Origin of the sequence: Parabacteroides sp. HGS0025, assembly GCF_000969845.1 — a bacterium.
In the GTDB taxonomy this organism is placed as follows: domain Bacteria; phylum Bacteroidota; class Bacteroidia; order Bacteroidales; family Tannerellaceae; genus Parabacteroides; species Parabacteroides gordonii.
The window spans coordinates 2308341-2325846 of the sequence record NZ_KQ033902.1; the positions used below are offsets into that span (position 1 = coordinate 2308341).

Here is a 17506-nt window from a genome sequence, read left to right on the forward strand (position 1 = left end):
ATTATTACCATTCGACCCATTGTTCTGTTTTATCCCAGGGACTTATTTTGACACGGACGTTGATCTCTTGACACAAGTCGATCAGCAGGTTTGTAGTCTGGCCGGCAGGAAGAACAATGTGGTTTCCGTTTAAATCAGAATTTATACTCGCTATTAATATATCTTCTCTATTCTCTGTACCGGGTCTTTTTTTGTAAAGACTGATGGTTGCATAGTCCTCCTTATTGCCGTTGGTATGGGTCAGACTGAAAGAGGAGAGAGAGACAAAATCGTTGTTTTCGAGCGTGATGCCATTTTGCTTGATCGTTGTTGCATGCGGGATTGGTGTTCCCTTGAGGTCATATCCGTTATTGTTGAGATCGATCGAAAAATAATAATCCGCAGCATTATACAGAGCCGGAAGTCCCCGGACGGTTATGTACATCCGGGCATTTTTCCTGGAAATTATTATCTCTTCATTTCTTACCTTTGATCCGGTGATCTTCGTAATACCAAAAAAGAGATCGCCACTGGATGTCTCAGGTGGATATCCTTCCAGGTTTCCCCAGACGGATATCCAATGATGACCAATTATTTTCGGGGTAATCAAAACCGGAATTTTTTGCCGGATATGATTGGAGTCGACATTGACCGTGTACCGGAGTTGTTCATTTGCATCAAAGATGAATAACCCGGCATGACCGACTTCTCCGGAGGTTGTAATATCTTCTCCGGTAAGTATGTCCACTACCTTTATTGTGACAAAATATTCTTCTTCACATTCCTGTAAATCTTCACGGATACAGCTCGTTTGCAATAAGATCAACAAAAACGGAACGATAGCTCTGATCGTTGGTCTTACCATTCCAGATCTTGTACCAGCGGACCTTCCCAACCTTCGGGCGTGACTGTTACTTCTATAGCAGCAGGATCTCCAGGAGTATCCGGGTCAGTTGTTCCACTTCCTAATTTCTTCAGTGTAACATTGAGGATATAGCGGGTATTCCGTTTAATGAGCGTTCCGTCGGCAGTACCGGAAACGATGCTGTTAATGCGGAATGGGAAATGGGTAATATTACCTTTGTATGTTCCGGTAATGGTCAGCAAAGTTTCGGCTCCCACTTCGTCGTTCGGGAAAACATAAAAGAAGTTGTCGAACACTTTAGGCGACCCGTTCGGCTGATCGGTGGAGATCGCATCCAGTAAATAGTTATCGGGATTGGGAACGGAACTTTCCGTACCACTTAAGCCTCCATAAAACGGGGCATTCGATACAATTGTCACAGGACCTATATTCGCATTTGATTTAGCTTTCTGAATACTGACCTGAGTCAGAACAAACGCTTCCGTATGGCCCGCTTCCGGAGTGATTGTAACGGAGCCTAATTCTATTTTAGCAACTACACGTTTGATACTTACGGTTACCGGAACAGGACTTCCGCTGGTCAATGTCAGTTCTGATGATTCGCCGCTCATGACAAGGCCTGTTATTGCACGGTTTGCCGGATTTTGTAATCCGAGATCGAATGCCGCAGTTCCAAAATCGTCGTAATTGTCGATGGCTGGGAATCCGGCGGGAAGATTGGCTACAACCACTACACGTTTTGTACCTGCTGTATTCAATCCGTCTATCTGGGTTGATCCGGCTACGCCATTACTAACAATTCCGTCTACTTCTTTTTCAAGTACACCGCTGTTATAACTGAAAACATAAACCTTGTAATTTACGATCTTGCGTTCGTCGGTTTCTGTGTCAGAAGTGCTACCTGTTGCTTTAGAAGATAGGTTCTCTCCTTTTAGTGTAATTGTGATAGATGCTTCCTCTCCATTACCTAATTCATTCATTTCATTTTTGCTACAAGCGCCCAATAAGGCCAATGCAAGCATTACAGTGATTAATTTACTCGTTGTTCTCATTTTTTTATTGATTGAAATATATGTTATCTTTTGGTTTTGATTGCGCAAATCTACGATGAAACAAAACTTCGATTCTTATATAAAAATGGCGTTCGCTTATATATTTCGATCAATATATAGTAAAATAGTATTTATTTGGATGGAGAACGAAAGAATAGAACATATTATGAAAGAAATGTGAATTGCATTGTATGCTTGAAAATCCGAACTTTGTACCCTGTCGTTGCTGAATAAATTATAAATAGAAGATGAACAAAGAGCAGATGGCTCGAAAACTATCTGAAAAAATGGATATCAGTCTGGTGGAGAGCCGTACTTATATAAACACGATATTGGATATTATGGTCGAAGGGTTGGAAACAGAAGAGTATGTTTCCATTTATGGCTTTGGAAGAATTTTTCTTCACCCCCAATCGTCGCGTTTAGCCCGGAATCCCAGGACGGGAGAGGGGGTTATGCTTATTCCCCGAAATACTGTCCGTCTGAAGCCAAGCAGAGATCTTCTGGACAAACTGAATAAGACCGAATAATTGACTTAGTTCATACAGAACTCTACCTTTTGCGGTTTCAAAGTTATAAAATAATCTGATATGAACTAATTGCAGGCTTTATTTTATAAAGTATCCCCAAAATATTCTTCCTTTTCCCATTTTCCCTGTTTTATGATCAAATTATAAGCCGGTAGCATTTCAAGGACAAAAAATCCTTATGGCTTGTACCTATATTCTTTTATACTTCTCCAATTTTTCGCGATCTATTATTTTCCGACAAGAAATTCGTGTTGAATAACAACACAAATTTCTTGTCTATCTTATTGAACCATAGTTCTGTATGAACTAAGTATAAATTGTATTGTAAGTCTTAAGTGTCTATAAACCAGTCGTTACATGTAGTCCTTGTATTACAAATCGACCTGTGCGATTAGTCATTTGGGATAAATAATCAGCGAAAAATCGATAAAAAAGCTACCGTAATTCTACTGAAAAGCAAAAAATAGGATAAAAGATCGGACAAGATAATAAATGAAAAATAATAAATCCGGATACAATGGAAATGATCAATCAATTTAGAACGCTTTTTACTGTTCTGTTTCATAATAAACAGAAGCAGGAAAAGGAAAATGAACAAGGAGAGACTGCTATGGCAACGCTCAAGCTGGAAAATGAAGAGTTGAAGCGCACCATTGATACGCTGACTATCAAGAATCGTGAGATACAGCAGCTCATGGTGAACAAAATAAAAGAAACAGATAGCTGGGGATTGGAACACGAAGCCAAATACAATGAAGCGATCAGAAGGGCTGAAGAACTGGAAAAGCTTCACAATTCCTTTTTTGTTGAAGCCGTGCACGAAATGCGTACGCCTCTCTCGTTGATATTGGGCTACCTGGGACAGTTGGTTCTCAATCGCGAACTCGACGGGCTTGTTTCCACCCAGGTATTGTCGGCCTATCGTAATACGCTGGCTTTGCAGGATATGATGTATCAATTGCAGGATATACGCCACGGCGACGATGTGGCTAACCATATGCGCATAGCCCGCTACGATCTGGTGGATATTACCAAACAGATATGCGACCTGTTTGTCGATTGGATTGCTATGAACAATATCGATTTTAAGATCAATACCCAGGTGCAGGCTTTATGGGTATGGGTAGACCGTCGGAAAATAGAGTATGCGTTGCGTACGTTACTATCCAATTCGTTGAAAAATACATTTATGTATGGCAAGATCACGATCAATATAGCGGTTGTTAAGGTAGACGGTAAATCTTATTGTTCGTTGAGCATACAGGATGACGGACTCGATGCGCAGGACAGTGCCCGTATCGGTTTGAAACAGATCACTGATATGGCCGAAACAGTTCGTGCGAAGTTTATACAGGAGACAATGGAAGGCCAGGCTGGAACCCGTTGTACGATCCTGATCCCGTTGGGGAAAAGTTCTTTGATGGAATTGCCGGTCGAATTTGTGGAACCCGACAGCAGCCTGGTCAATCTCAACGAATTTCAGAAAGAAGAGATTGCCGGTTTCGTACAACTTATTCCGCAGAAGAAAGAAACCGGTAAAAAACTGTTGGTGATCGATGATAGCGACCAGATACGTTGGTTCCTCAAACTGGCTTTGGGGAAAGAATACCGGATACTGGAAGCCTGTAATGGGGAGGAAGGGGTGATGATGGCAAAAAAAGAATGTCCCGACGGTATTCTGTGCGATGTCATGATGCCTGTAAAAGACGGGTTTACCGCTTGCCGGGAGATAAAGACAAATCCGGGTACCAGCCAGACGGTGGTTATCATGTTGACGGCTAAAGTGGAAAACGAAGATGTGATAGCCGGCATTGAAGCCGGTGCGGATGATTATATCACTAAGCCTTTCGACCTGGAAGTGTTGCGCAGTAAACTGATCAGTCAGCTAAAACGCCGCGAACAAATGCGGGCATTCTATACGCAATCGGTTCCTGATACAGAAGGATTTTCTGTTGAAGTACCTGCTCCGCTCAACGAGATAGAAATCGCAGGAAATGCATTTATGAATAAGATCGTGCAGACCATTGAAGAGCATCTGGAAGATCCTTGCTTCGATGCAAAATTCCTGGCGGATGAAATGAGTATGAGTATCCCGACACTTTACCGCAAGGTAAAAGCTTTCTCCAATTGCAGTATTCTGGAATTGACGCGAAGTGTCCGTATCAAGCGGGCGGCTCAACTGATCCTGCAGCAGAAATATACTATTACGGAGGTTTGCGAAATGGTCGGATTTAATGATATGGCGACCTTCCGCAAACGATTTATCGAGCAATATGGTGTAAATCCTTCTCAATATGGGCAGCCGGTAAGGGTATAAAGCATGGTATTCTTTAAAATAAATGTAAATAAACGTAGGAATTTTTATCATTTAAAAATTACCGCGTATGGGTGATAAATATACCGCCAGCTTATCAAAATATGGCTGTCTACATTTGCACTGTCAACAAGAAACAACAAAGTAATCTTAATCTTCAAGACAGTCGATATTTAAGTATAGGGTAGTAAAATGATTTATCACATTTAAAACATATAAGTTATGAAATTACAGAATTTAATTTACGCAACTATGGTTGCATGCGCATTCAGCGCTTGTTCAAACGATGATGATCCGAATATCCCGGATCCGGCTTTGGAAATGGATGCTACACTAACGGTGGCATTTAGTTCGGTAGGAAATAATGGCTCAACTTTAAAGAGCTTGACAAAAGCAGATGATAACCAATATAATACTATTGGTAAAATTGGTATTGCTGTGTTTAATGCAGGTGCAATGTCACCGAGTATGGCAGAAGGTGCATTGATTGGTTATGCAGAGCAGGATAATTCAGCTGGTGCAGATACAACGGCGTGTGTTTCTGTTAAATCAGGAGTAGTGAAAGTACTGGTTGTGGCTAATCCTACTGCAGATATGTTTAAGTCATATAATACTTATGCCGGTTATTTGACAGCAATATCAGATGCTTCTATTGATGAAAATAATTTATTAATGTCTAGTAACGCTTATGATATCACTGTTGCGAAAGGTAGAAATACTATTGCAACTAATGCTTCTACTGTATTTGGAGAAGATAATAAAGGAACTGTTGCTGCAACTGAAAATATTAAAGTTTATCGTAATGTAGCAAGGGTAGAGGTTCCGAAAATCATAGTTAATCCTCGTTCAGGATTTGGTAAGGAAGGTCAGTATGCTAAGTTTACATTAAAGTCTATTTATGTATCGAATGTTCGTTCCAGTGTTTCAGTCTTTGGAAAAGCGGATAATTTCTGGTGCCCGGTTGTTAATACAGGAGCAGATTTGATTACAGGTAATACAATTTATGGCAATCAGGGTATTTATTCAAAGTATATAAAATTGTTCTCATCTGAGAATGTGATAGACTATTCTGGTACAACTGCTGAGAAAACATTTCCGGATGCTCGGATATTTGTTTATGATAATTCATCAACATCTACAATCGTTTCACCTAAAGATAATGCAACACTCCTTGTTATTAGAGGTGACTATGAGTATAGGGCTGTTGAAGGTGGCGAAATAATAAAATCAGAAGATGCATATTGGACGACTGTTATCAACAATACTGACCCTGTGTCAGGTGATGCCGGTTTCCCTTCACATTGTGGAGTATTGCGTAACGTAAAATATCTTTTGAATGTAACAATAACAGGCCCTGGTAGTGGCTCTGAAGATCCGGAAAGTAATGCAGCCAGCTTAACTTCTAAGATCGAAGTAGTTCCTTGGGGACAGGTAGTTCTTAACCCCGATATCGACTAACAATCAATTAGCTCATACATCCAATTTGGATCACACCGATCAATCCGGGGGATAATTCCCCGGATTGATTTATTCTTATTCTTAAAAACTTTCCGGTTTGCCGATATATAAAACTATTAATATATGAACAATAGGGTTTTATTTTACAACGTTTTCTTGTTTCTCGCTTTGCTATCCTGCTCCCACGACGGAGGACAGGAAATAGACGAGACCGGGGAAGCTGCACTCTCATTACGCATCACGATCCCGCAGATCGGTTCAAAAGCCAACGACTCCGCGATTGATAGACTTTATGTAGCCATTTTCGGTACTTCGGGCGAGAATGCAGACAAATTGATCGTCGCCCGCGAAGTCAGACAAACAGACACAATTGAAGATATCACCCCGCTCAAAGCCGGGACTATCCGTATGCTTCTCGTTGCCAACGCACCTGAAGGAACTTTCGACGGTTTAACCTCACTGGATCAATTTCTGACCCTCACCCAAAAACTTGAAAACGAAAATACAACCCCGACAATGAGCTCGGGCGTACATTCCTATGTTTTGAAACCCGGTAAGAACACGATCGGATTGCAAAAACAAGGAGCGAACCTGATCACGGCTTCTCCGGTAACTGTCTACCGTACGGTTGCCCGTGTTTATCTGAACAAACTATTCCTGCGTCCCTTAGAGCAATACGCTGATGGGGCAAGTTTTAAACTTGAATCCGTCTTTATGACCAACGTAAAGAATTATTCCCATTATATCAGTGAGAGCGACTGGGGTGCTGTTGAAGTAACCAATCATTCCCTTCCCGATTTATTCCTGGCTGGCGAAAATGCCGACCTCGAAAATGTCTATAAAGACAATGCACCGAAATTATCCGCCGACCTGCGTACTGCCTATAATTATGATTTCCGGAGTGTGACGGAAGAAACAGGCCTTATCGCAAACTGTGCAGATAATGCTTATTTCGTTTACGAAAATATGAAGGAAACAACCTGGCACACGCTCCTGATCATTCGCGGAACCTACCGCTATAAAGATAAAAGCGGGAATATACAGGAAATAAAGAATATCGATTACCCGATTGTAGTAAACAGGCAGCACGACGATATCACGAATGTTACGGAACACCTGTATGTTCGACGTAATGTCATCTACTCGATCGATGCTATTATTAAAGGGCCCAAGAGCTCTGATACTACGCTTACAAGCATGGTGGAGGTGCAAGCCTGGGGCGAAATCGTTGAAAACCCGTCGATTGATTAATCCAGATAAAACAAATCCGATATGAAACGAAATAAAATATACATCCTGTTGTTGTCCGGTTTGCTGATGGCTTCCTGCTCAAAGGAGGAACAACCGTCGCCGACTCCGGGCGGTGAAGATGCTTTAGTCACTGTCTCTGTGGCAGTCGATGGCGTTGCCAAAACGAAAGCGGAATCCGAAACACAGCCAGGTGACGAAAAAGAGAACGCAATTAAAAACCTGACTGTGGTTTTTATCGATGCAGCCAAAAATGAAGTGATAGGACATACTTACAAGGAAATGACTGGTAGCGAAAGTGAGAAAAAAGTTACTGTTGCCCTGAAAACCGGAATATATAAAATGTTGGTGATGGCCAACACCAAAGAGGTGAACTCATTCATTCCGAAAGATTATTATGACTTGATAGCTTCGTTGCCTGAACAGGGAGGGGAGAATGGTTTTGTAATGAGCAACATTGCCCAGGATGTAGAGATAAAGGCTATTGAAGGTGATAAAAAAAATGTGAATGAAATAAGTGAAAAAGTGAAACGGGTAGTCGGCCGTGTGGATCTGAGTAAATTGGATGTCAATTGGGAAAATACAGATACAAACAAAGACCTGCAAGGGATAGACGGTCTGGAATTCCGTTTAACCCAGGTGTTTCTGGCTAATGTCCGTCCCAAATCTTATTTGTTCGATATGACAGGTTGGGATTTCATGAATGATGCAGAAAAACATGCTTTGGAAAATAAGGAGGATGGTTATTTGTGCGGTATTGATAAGACAGGTGGTGATATTGTTACCGGAAATATACCCGATAAAAATCTTTTGTATGAATGCAAGGATGTTACAATCAATTCAACAACGAGTAAGATTGACCTTGCCCATTTTTATGCCATGACCAACTCTGATACAAAAGAGAGTGGGAGTGCTCCTGTCATCCTTTATATTAAAGGCGATTTGTACGACAGCAAAAATAACAAACCCGTCCTCACGAACCGTTACTACCGCATCAAACTTGCCAAAGGCGTTCAGCGTAACACCATTTACAAGATTGAAGTGACTATCGAGGGAAAAGGATCGCCCGAACCCGGAGATAACAAGGATAATGTCAAGATGTCTGTCACTATCAGTGTGGAAACATGGGAAGGTGTGACACTCGACACAATAACAATTGATGAAGAAATCGAAATATAATATGAAACAGATCAATCACCCTTGTCGATGGCTGTTGGCAGCCGTTTGTACCGCAGCTTTGACGCTGACCGGTTGCATTCAGGAAAATCTTGCAGCCTGTTATAAGTTGACCCTGAAAGCCGAAAATGCAAAAGGCGAAGATGTCACGGGATTAGCCCTGACCGACGCCTCCCTCTATGTTTTCGATGAAGACTATTCCTATCTGGAAACGGTTCGCCTGACGCAAAATCAGATACGCAACCGCGAAGAGATCAGACTTATATATCCCGAAGATCGTAACCTACATGTGGTAGCCTGGGGAAATCTTTCGGGAGAAAACCAAACTGTTACGGAAAGCAAGCTGATTGAAGAGTTGACAGTCATGCTTAAAAGCCGTGACGGTTTGGCTCAGAAACCCGACGATCTTTTCTATGGCAACCGTCTGGTGCTGACGAAAGCCGGCGGGGGAATTTACGAGGACGATACGATCGTTGTTCGCCCTAAACTCTCGCAAGTCAATATCGTTACGGAGAATATCAGATACGCATTGGAAAAGAACTTCCCCTCAACGACCCACGAAGATATCGATTGCGATTATTATGTGAACCGTACCCTGAGCGGTTTCGACTACCAGGGGCAGTTGACCGGGGATAGCGTCTATTACTCGCCTGATGCCGGTTGGGATGAAAACAAAGAATATTTCGCCCCCAACTACCGGATGTGCTCAGGCGATAACTTGGGCGTGGAGCTGACGGCCGAAGACCGTACGCTGGCTGTTGCTACTCACGATGATGACGGAAAGCCGCTGAAAGCTCCCGAAGCCGGTGTGCTCTACGTCGTGCTTCGTTTCGCCGAAAACGGCTCCCTGCTTTCCGTCCGGCAAGCAATCCGTCCCTGGGGAACGGTGGACGACCATATCGAATTTTAAGTCAATCAACAATTAAACCGGTTTAGAAAGATGATCTTACATAAATTTATATTATTCATATCTGTTGCCATGCTGTTGGTATCCTGTTCAAAAGACGACGAGCCAGTAACGCCTTCGATTGAACAGGCCAATCTTTCCGTCGGGCTGCAATTGCGCAGCCAGTCGGAAAGTAAGGCATCAGGCGACGACCCGAACGCATTGCCCGGCGAAAGCGATATACACAACCTGACAGCCTATGTATTCAACAGCGATGGCTCCGAACGGATCGGCTACGGGCGTGTGGAAAATCCCAAATCAGACATGCTGACCGTTACCGATATAGAAACACGGCCGGAACGTATCATGCTTGTCGTGCTGGCCAACCTTCCCGAAAGTGTAGCCGGTTCGATCGGTTCTTATGCCGGGTTGCAGTCGAGCCTGGCCGATCTCGCATCGCAGTCGCAGGAGTCGCTGACCTTCAGCACGCAGGTGATCCGTACCGAGCAGGCGCTTGTAAAAGGGGAGGACAACCTGATCGGCTTTACGGCAGGGGAGAACATCGACAATATTTCCACCCCGCTGCTGCTCACCCGCATTGCCGCCCGTGTGGAAATGAATACCATCCAGACCCGCTTCGCCGGCTCTTCGCTGAAGGGATGTACGGTGCGGATCGACCATATCGCCTTGGCGAACGTTAAAAGTAAATCCTTATTCTTCAGTGAAGGGGACTGGGGCAAAGTGGAAGCCCCTGCCGGACAAGCTGCGCTGATATACGGTGCAGGCGTTTCGGAAGCAGCTTCCCTTTTTGCTCCCGGTTCCCATCCGTCCGATTACCTCGGAAGCGATTTCAACCTGACAGTAAACGACAATACCCCTCGCTTGACACCTGTTTTCGAAACCTATGCCTTTGAAAACAGCTCGTCGGATGCCGCCCCGACCTTGCTGGTCGTAAAGGCGACCCTGGTGGAATCGAACCAGACCCGTATCTTCACTTCGCCGATCAACCGCAACGGTGTGCTGAACGGCTACGATCATAATTACGTGAAACGGAATTATATCTACCGTCTCCACGTCACTTTCACGGAAACCAGTTTCGACGACGATGCTTCGCTCGACGTTCGTGTCGAAGTGGCTGGATGGGGATATGTACATCAGACTGAAGAAATAAAATAAAAGAATAATAATATGAAACCAATCTATATCGCCCCCTTTCTGCTGGCCCTGTGTTTGCTGGCTTCCTGTTCTTCCGGCGACGACGAACCCGAAGTGATCGTTCCGCAGGATGCAACGCTGACGTTGTCGGTCGCTCCCGGCTCGGTACTGACAAAAAGCTCGCCCCGTGCAACGAATGCGGTTGAAACGCTAGCGGGTGAAGCAAAGATCAATAATATCTGTGCCGCCTTGTTCAAGGAGGATGGTAGCCTGCTGACTTCGTCTTATGTGGATTACGCGGCAGGAGCGGGGGGAAGCAAAACTCCCGATACTATCCGGATCAGTGCCAAAAGCATTACAAATTATACGTATGTAATCCTTGTCAATGTAGGAAATAAGAGCTTTTCAACGCTCGAGAAATTGAAGGAGGAAACTTTTGCCTTGAAAGATATTAAGGTTGACAACCAACCTATGTGCAGCCAGTTCAAGAATATTACTCTTGATCCGGGAGCCAATTATATCGGTTCTGAAGATGTTTTTAAAGACGCTCCGGAAGGAGCTAAATTCCATAGTACTTCACCGGTCAGTGTCTACCGTACCGCCAGCCGTATCGACTTTGAGAAGATCGGCGTGACCTGGAGTGATGAGAATGCCACCGACCTGAAAAAAGCCAATGCCCGTTTCCTTCTGAAGCGGGTTTATGCCACTCAGGTAAAAAGCCATACTTATCTGACAGATCGTAGTACTGGTGATCAGTCGGTCGAAGTGAAAAACGGAACTGACGGGCTTTCCTATCTGGATGGTAAGGAGTCTGGCTCCGCCAGCTATCTGGAAACTCTGAATTTATTTAATCCGTCAGAAGATGCTGAGTCAGTTATCATTTCTAGCGGAAATTCCATTGAATCGGAAGAGATAAATGGCGGGAACCCTTGGCGCTGCTACGTAACGGAAAATACGGAAAGCGGACTCACCTTGCCTACCACGCTGATCCTGAAAGGAGATATATTGCCTGAAACGGGTGAAGATCCGATCCTGAAAGACCGTTATTTCTTTGTCCGCCTGAAAGATATGAAAGATACCCAAGAGAAGCCGCTCCCCGGTATAATCCGCAATTATGTGATCCGCATCAGCGCCACGATCACCGGAAAAGGCTCCGGTGACGAGACCTACCGCGAAAACGCCTCTGCAATCGTAACCGTCACTCCCGACGACTGGTCTGTCGAAGAAACCCAGCATGAAGGAGTAAACTGATAACCCCCTTGAAGCTCTGCACAACGTCCGCGCTGTCCCGCCGGAGGTCTTGCAGAGCTTCAAAGCGTCCGCGCCGCCGGATTGGAGGTCTTGCAGCACGTCAGAACCCCCAAACCGGCAGCGCGGACGTTTTGAAGCACGTTTTTTTGTTCAGCGGGACAGCGCGGAGCTTCTGAAGCTCTGCAAGAAGAATATTCACCTAAAAAATTTTATAACATGGAAATCAACAAAATTAGCGTAGTCCGTATGAATAACGGAGCGCATTTCCTCTACAACACCGACTTTTATGCCCGTATCGATGCCGAGACGGCAGTAAAAGAAAAGATCACGGAAGCATTGGCTCGTTATAAACAGGCAATCGACCTCGAAGATGAAGCCCTGAAAGTTTCGCAAAAAAGCCTGAATACGGATAAGATCGCCGAGTTCGACAGTAAACGTGACTCCCTTTTTATTGCTATAAAAAACATAGTGAAGGCACAACTGGCCGTTTCCGATACAGCCGTTCACGATGCGGCCATTAAAGTTTCGCAATTGATCAAGGATTATAACATAAAAACCAAAGACCAGTTAGATAAGGAAACCGGTCTGATGCTCAACTTGATCAACGACCTGGAAAACAAGTATGCCGCCGAGGTCGAAAAATTGGGCTTGGGAATGTTTCTCACTCAACTGAAAGAATCGAACTTCGCTGTCCGTAATTACACTGACAGCCGTAACAAGGAATTGCTGGAACAACCGGCCTATAAACTGGCTGAAGCCCGTAAGATTACCGATGCTGCTTATCAGGAAGTAGTCAAACTGATTAATGCGCATGCCGCAGTGGAAGGCGATTCCCTTTATAAAAATCTGATCACTTTGCAAAATCAGGAGATAGTACACTATAAACAGCAGGTTTTAAAACAATCCGTTACTTCTCCGTCGGATGCCCCGTTGATCCCCGACACTCCAACTGACCCCGAGACTCCGGGTGGTGGTAGCGGTGGCGGTGAAGATGATCGTCCGGTAATTGAATAATGACGTGTTGTATTTTTGAGAAGAAAGGGGGAGCGCCGTCATTCTGTCGGTCGTTTCCCCTTTTGGTTTGAAATAAATGCCTCTTCAATGTGGGTATTCATTAAAAAAGCGGATATTCTCACGTTGTATGGTATTTTTCTCAATTTTCATGAGAATATTTTTTCATCAGATTTTTAAGTGATTTTTTTCGTTGAACAGCTGTTTTTTGTAAGGTGTATTTATCGTTTTCATAGGGTGTTTATATCAAAATCAAGGCTTTAAAAAATACCCCGCTTGGGTGTAATATTTGCCTATCGTCCGCTATCCGGGCTTGCCGTACATTTGCATCGTAAACGTAAGGGTAAAATTTTAATAGTAAAAAAACATTCATTCCTATGAACGCAAAAAATATCATCTTAGCAATCTTAATGGTTCTGTCATTCGCAGCATGTTCTTCTGAAATAGAAGGTATCGACGACAATATGACAAACACAAACGTAAATAACGGAACAACTTCTATATCTGTACGCATGATGACGGAAGGGGTAGGAACGAAAGCTGAAGCCAATTCATTGACATCAGAAGATACTGCAATTAATAATTATATTATAGCAGTCTTCGAACACGTATCAAAAGAACGCATCGGTTATGTAAGAGGTAAAAATACTGCGACTGGTGGTGCTGTTACGGGTTTGACCCTGAATGTTGACACTAAAGAAGGTCTTGTAGACATTTTCGTAATCGCAAATCTTGATGAAACGGATGAAGTAAAGTTCGATGCTATTTACACTTCTGCAGACTTTAAGGCACAAACTTTTGACAGTTTGAATGACCTGGTAAAAGTAGGTTCGGCAATTAAACTGAAAATATCCGGCAGTGAAGTCTCTGTACCTGTTGAATTATCTCAACTTACTGCTCGCGTTCAGGTAAACGTGGCAGAAACAGCAAGCGTAAATGGCAATGAACCGGGTGAAGGAGATGTAACAGCACGCATCAATGCTATTAGCTATAAAGCAAAAATACAAAGCACTTCCTCATTTGAACCGGAAGCCGGAGCCGGAGAAACGCCGGACGATGTAATAGGGCTTGACGTTAATAACTTCCATTTCTATACATACAAACTGAATGATCCTTCTCTGGTATTGAACGTTAAGATCGTTATTTCTACAGCTGGAAAAGAAGATGTAACTATTGAAAGAACAATATCGGTTCCTTTCCAAAAAGACGGTTCTCCGTTATCTGTTTTGGAAAATGGAAAATCTTATCAGCTTACTATTGAAACAGCTCTATCGGTAAGTGTTAATTGTGATCCGACATTTACTTATAAGTTGCATGAAATTGAAACGATCGAACAAGACGAAATAACATTCAATTAATCTTGTATTTGCTATACATCCACAATTGATAAATAAAAAATAAAATATTATGATACATTCTGGCAAAAACATATTCAGCTTATTGGCAAGTCTTTTCATACTTGTCTCTTGTTCGGATGAAACTCTTGTCGGCCCGGGAAAAGGTATTGAAGTCGAAGAAGGGATACCCGTAACAGCCACGGTTTCATTCGGAACTTCTGAAGCCATGAAGATCGATACAAGAGCTACGGATTTTAATGACGATAAAGATCCGGTCTATACGTTGGCAATCCTGATCTTTAAAAAAGCGGCAGACGGTACGAAAAATATTGTCGGCACACCTCATTTGTTTACATCTGATGAGATCAAAGATAAGACTGTAACATTTAATACTCTTTCCGGTAAAAGGTATGTGTACGCTGTTGCAAATTATAAAAGTTCGATATTCAATAATCTGGAAGATGAATTGAAAAGTGTCAAGAATTTGGATGATTTGAAAAATTTATCGGTCAAATTGCAGGAGAACAATATATCAGTACTCGATAATCAATTTTTAATGAGTGGCTGTTTTGTCAGTGAGAATGCTGCGGATGAGGATGAAGGATACTGTGTTGTTAAAGATGGCTCTCTACTTAGCTCTGCAGGTGGAAGTGGATATATCGACTTAAAAAGAATAATGTCTTCCATTAGATTTGAAGTTTATTCTAATACTGGTGCAGATTTTGTTGCCGATAGTTGGCAAGTAGTAAATGTCCCTCAATACGCAAAGGTAGTGGAGCAGGATAACGATTATCCGGGCAATAGTAGTGATTATGAATCTTCCAAAGAAAGTTCGGTTTTTACGACTAAAGAAGGAAAAGTCGGTTTCTCTTTTTTGATGATGGAAAACAGGAAAACGTCTGTTAATACGATTTCTTCCTATGATGAACGTGAAAAACAGGAATCCATCCCTTGTCGCTTCGTTAATGCTCCAACCAATTCCACCTATGTGATCCTGAAAGGAACTTATATCGGACAGACGAATGAAGCAATAGGTACAGATGAATCTTCAGAAAAGTATGTAAAAGCTTTTACAACCTATTACATACATTTGGGAGATTGGACAGACAAAGGTTATGGGAAGGAATTTAATAATTTCAGTATTTCCCGTAATTACCGTTATGTCTATAAGGTTAATGTGATAGGTGTAGATAAGTTGATAGTCGAAGTAGAAAAGGAAGGTGAAGATAAGCAAGTTTGGGGAGGAGACGGTGATATGTTTGTCTCTTCAAATAATGTCCGAACTTTCGATGCACATTATGAAACGACTGTCATTTCTTTTTCAAGAAAGGAAATAGGTGATTTAATATCGAAATATGGTGCAAAATTTAGTGAAGGAGAAGATTATACAGTTGCACGCAACAAATTCAAAGATAATTTCCTAATATATGCATCAACTCCGAAAAACGGTTTCGCAACAGATGGTACAAATGATATCGACTGGGTAACTTACAAAAGGAATACAAATGGATATGAAGGTTTCATGAAGTATAAGGACGATATTTCTGATGAACCTCTGGATTCGGAGGGCTTTAAAGAAGATTTGTTTGATGCTTATTATTATCAATATAACTCTCAGAAAGATCCTTTTGACGGGGATGGAGAGTCCGCACTAATTCGCTACACCTGTTTTATCGATGAATATTACTATGATGATTTGAATCTTAGCCAATTTGTAAATCAGCAACCTCGTACAATCCAAATATGTACTTATTTCAATCGGAATAGTGATCCATCAAGTACAAGTACTATTAATATGGCATCATATACATTCTCCCAAAAGTCGATATGTACAGTATACGATTTAGGATATTTGGATAAAGGAACAAATGGTTGGGGAATTGAGTGGACACAGGAAAGTGAGAATTTGAGAGCTTTTGTCTTTGATATGCAAAACAGCATCAATCTGGATTATGAAAATATTACGACTTATGGTAAAGGTGAGAACGAACCTGGAAAAAATTCTTATGATCAAGGACGTAAAAATATAACAGAACTTCTGAATAAAAAAAATAATTGGAATTGGGAATCATATATCGAGTTTAAAAGTAATAGTCTAACTGCCCAATTTGAATATGCAGATTATGCTTGTCTGTCCAGAAACCGTGACTTAAATGGCAATGGTGTTATTGATGAAAATGAATTACGTTGGTATCTTCCGGCAATTAAACAATATATAGGCTTAGCTGTGGGTGATAATGTTTTACCTAAAGATGCTCGGTTGTACAATGAGGGGGCTGAAGGGGCTGATGCAGATTATACTTATTTAAGTAGCTCGTTTTATGATTTTCAACCTCAAGTACTGAAATCTTCTGAAGTAGCTTCTTTGGAATTTGGAAAAAATATCGTCTATCCTTATCGTTGTGTTCGTAATTTGGTTGATGTAGCTACATATACAGTTGAGCTCGTTACTAAATCTAACAATGATCATTATGGTGATAATACATGTAGATATTATTCGTTCGAGAAGCTGAATGATGGGGCTAAACGTGATAATATTAGTGGTTCGCTAACTTTTGGACATAATTATTTTGATGAAGAAAATCGCTTGCCGAATTCTTTTGAAGTTGGAGAGTGGGGGGATGATAATATCAATGCTTCTCAAGCAAGTTTGAAGAATCCTTGTAAAAAGGCGGAAGAGGGTTGGCGTCTTCCTAACCAGAGAGAATTATTGATCATTGCTTTTAATAGGGCTAACGATACTGGAGTTGATATCCAAAATAATTATTTTAGTTGTACAATGGCTCCTGGCAAAAAACTTTATTGCGGGTATAATTATTTTCTACAAAGTATGACTTTATGGGATGGTAATACTACGACTGTAATAGATCCAAACGCTTATCCGCGGGAAAAAACGATAAAGTATCGTTGCGTCAGAGATGTAAAACAAACAAATTAACATGAACCGATCAGATTTAATAAAAAGAGTAGCCGGCCGACTCTTGTTGGAAGAGGAGGAAGCTGCAATATATATCAGAGTGTGGGAAGAAGAGGTGGAGAAAGCTCTGTTGAAGGACGGCGAAGTCGGTTTGATGGGATTTGGCTCATTCACTTTATGGAAGCAGACGGCAAGACCGGCGAGGAATCCCCGCGAGAATACCGTCTGTATGATCGCTCCCCGCAACAGCGTGAAATTCAAACCGGGCAAATTCCTGCTGGAACATCTGAACCCGCAGAAAGAAGAACCCGACAAAAATGTATAACA

14 protein-coding genes are annotated in these 17506 nt (G+C 42.2%); 12 read left to right on the forward strand and 2 right to left on the reverse strand.

What is annotated here, in order from left to right; genetic code table 11:
- Positions 1 to 4 precede the first annotated feature (4 nt).
- Both HMPREF1212_RS08805 and HMPREF1212_RS08810 read right to left on the reverse strand, forming a co-directional pair.
- Positions 5 to 844 (reverse strand): FimB/Mfa2 family fimbrial subunit, encoded by an 840-nt coding sequence (locus HMPREF1212_RS08805; protein ID WP_028728151.1) that lies wholly within the window; start codon positions 842 to 844, stop codon positions 5 to 7.
- Positions 838 to 1896 carry a fimbrial protein gene (locus tag HMPREF1212_RS08810; RefSeq protein ID WP_082099856.1) on the reverse strand — a complete coding sequence of 353 codons (1059 nt, stop codon included), beginning with the start codon at positions 1894 to 1896 and terminating at the stop codon, positions 838 to 840. Before HMPREF1212_RS08810 ends, HMPREF1212_RS08805 begins: the two co-directional genes overlap by 7 nt.
- A gap of 248 nt (positions 1897 to 2144) precedes the next feature.
- Between HMPREF1212_RS08810 and HMPREF1212_RS08815 the strand changes: the two genes are divergently transcribed.
- The 12 genes from HMPREF1212_RS08815 to HMPREF1212_RS08870 all read left to right on the forward strand — a co-directional run bounded on the left by HMPREF1212_RS08815 (position 2145) and on the right by HMPREF1212_RS08870 (position 17504).
- Positions 2145 to 2426 carry an HU family DNA-binding protein gene (locus tag HMPREF1212_RS08815; RefSeq protein WP_046149107.1) on the forward strand — a complete coding sequence of 94 codons (282 nt, stop codon included), beginning with the start codon at positions 2145 to 2147 and terminating at the stop codon, positions 2424 to 2426.
- A gap of 517 nt (positions 2427 to 2943) precedes the next feature.
- Positions 2944 to 4743: a hybrid sensor histidine kinase/response regulator transcription factor gene (locus tag HMPREF1212_RS08820; protein WP_046149108.1), complete on the forward strand. Its 1800-nt coding sequence runs from the start codon at positions 2944 to 2946 to the stop codon at positions 4741 to 4743.
- 219 nt (positions 4744 to 4962) lie between these two features.
- On the forward strand, positions 4963 to 6198 hold the full coding sequence (locus HMPREF1212_RS08825; protein WP_046149109.1) for a fimbrial protein: 1236 nt from the start codon (positions 4963 to 4965) through the stop codon (positions 6196 to 6198).
- 123 nt (positions 6199 to 6321) lie between these two features.
- Positions 6322 to 7449, forward strand: coding sequence for a fimbrial protein (locus HMPREF1212_RS08830; RefSeq protein WP_046149110.1), 1128 nt, complete (start codon positions 6322 to 6324; stop codon positions 7447 to 7449).
- Between the two features lie 21 nt (positions 7450 to 7470).
- Positions 7471 to 8625 carry a fimbrial protein gene (locus HMPREF1212_RS08835; RefSeq protein ID WP_046149111.1) on the forward strand — a complete coding sequence of 385 codons (1155 nt, stop codon included), beginning with the start codon at positions 7471 to 7473 and terminating at the stop codon, positions 8623 to 8625.
- Position 8626: 1 nt separating this feature from the next.
- Entirely contained in the window at positions 8627 to 9532 is a 906-nt protein-coding gene (locus tag HMPREF1212_RS08840; RefSeq protein WP_046150302.1) for a FimB/Mfa2 family fimbrial subunit, read from the forward strand.
- Positions 9533 to 9562: 30 nt separating this feature from the next.
- Positions 9563 to 10684, forward strand: coding sequence for a fimbrial protein (locus tag HMPREF1212_RS08845; protein WP_046149112.1), 1122 nt, complete (start codon positions 9563 to 9565; stop codon positions 10682 to 10684).
- A gap of 12 nt (positions 10685 to 10696) precedes the next feature.
- The gene (locus HMPREF1212_RS08850) at positions 10697 to 11914 is read left to right on the forward strand and encodes a fimbrial protein (protein WP_046149113.1); all 1218 of its coding nucleotides are present in this window, start codon (positions 10697 to 10699) and stop codon (positions 11912 to 11914) included.
- A gap of 216 nt (positions 11915 to 12130) precedes the next feature.
- On the forward strand, positions 12131 to 12928 hold the full coding sequence (locus HMPREF1212_RS08855; protein WP_046149114.1) for a DUF6261 family protein: 798 nt from the start codon (positions 12131 to 12133) through the stop codon (positions 12926 to 12928).
- A 374-nt stretch (positions 12929 to 13302) separates the two neighbouring features.
- Positions 13303 to 14283 (forward strand): hypothetical protein, encoded by a 981-nt coding sequence (locus tag HMPREF1212_RS08860; RefSeq protein WP_046149115.1) that lies wholly within the window; start codon positions 13303 to 13305, stop codon positions 14281 to 14283.
- 49 nt (positions 14284 to 14332) lie between these two features.
- Positions 14333 to 17200 (forward strand): fimbrial protein, encoded by a 2868-nt coding sequence (locus HMPREF1212_RS08865; protein ID WP_046149116.1) that lies wholly within the window; start codon positions 14333 to 14335, stop codon positions 17198 to 17200.
- A 1-nt stretch (position 17201) separates the two neighbouring features.
- Positions 17202 to 17504, forward strand: coding sequence for an HU family DNA-binding protein (locus HMPREF1212_RS08870; protein ID WP_046149117.1), 303 nt, complete (start codon positions 17202 to 17204; stop codon positions 17502 to 17504).
- The last annotated feature ends 2 nt before the right edge of the window (positions 17505 to 17506 follow it).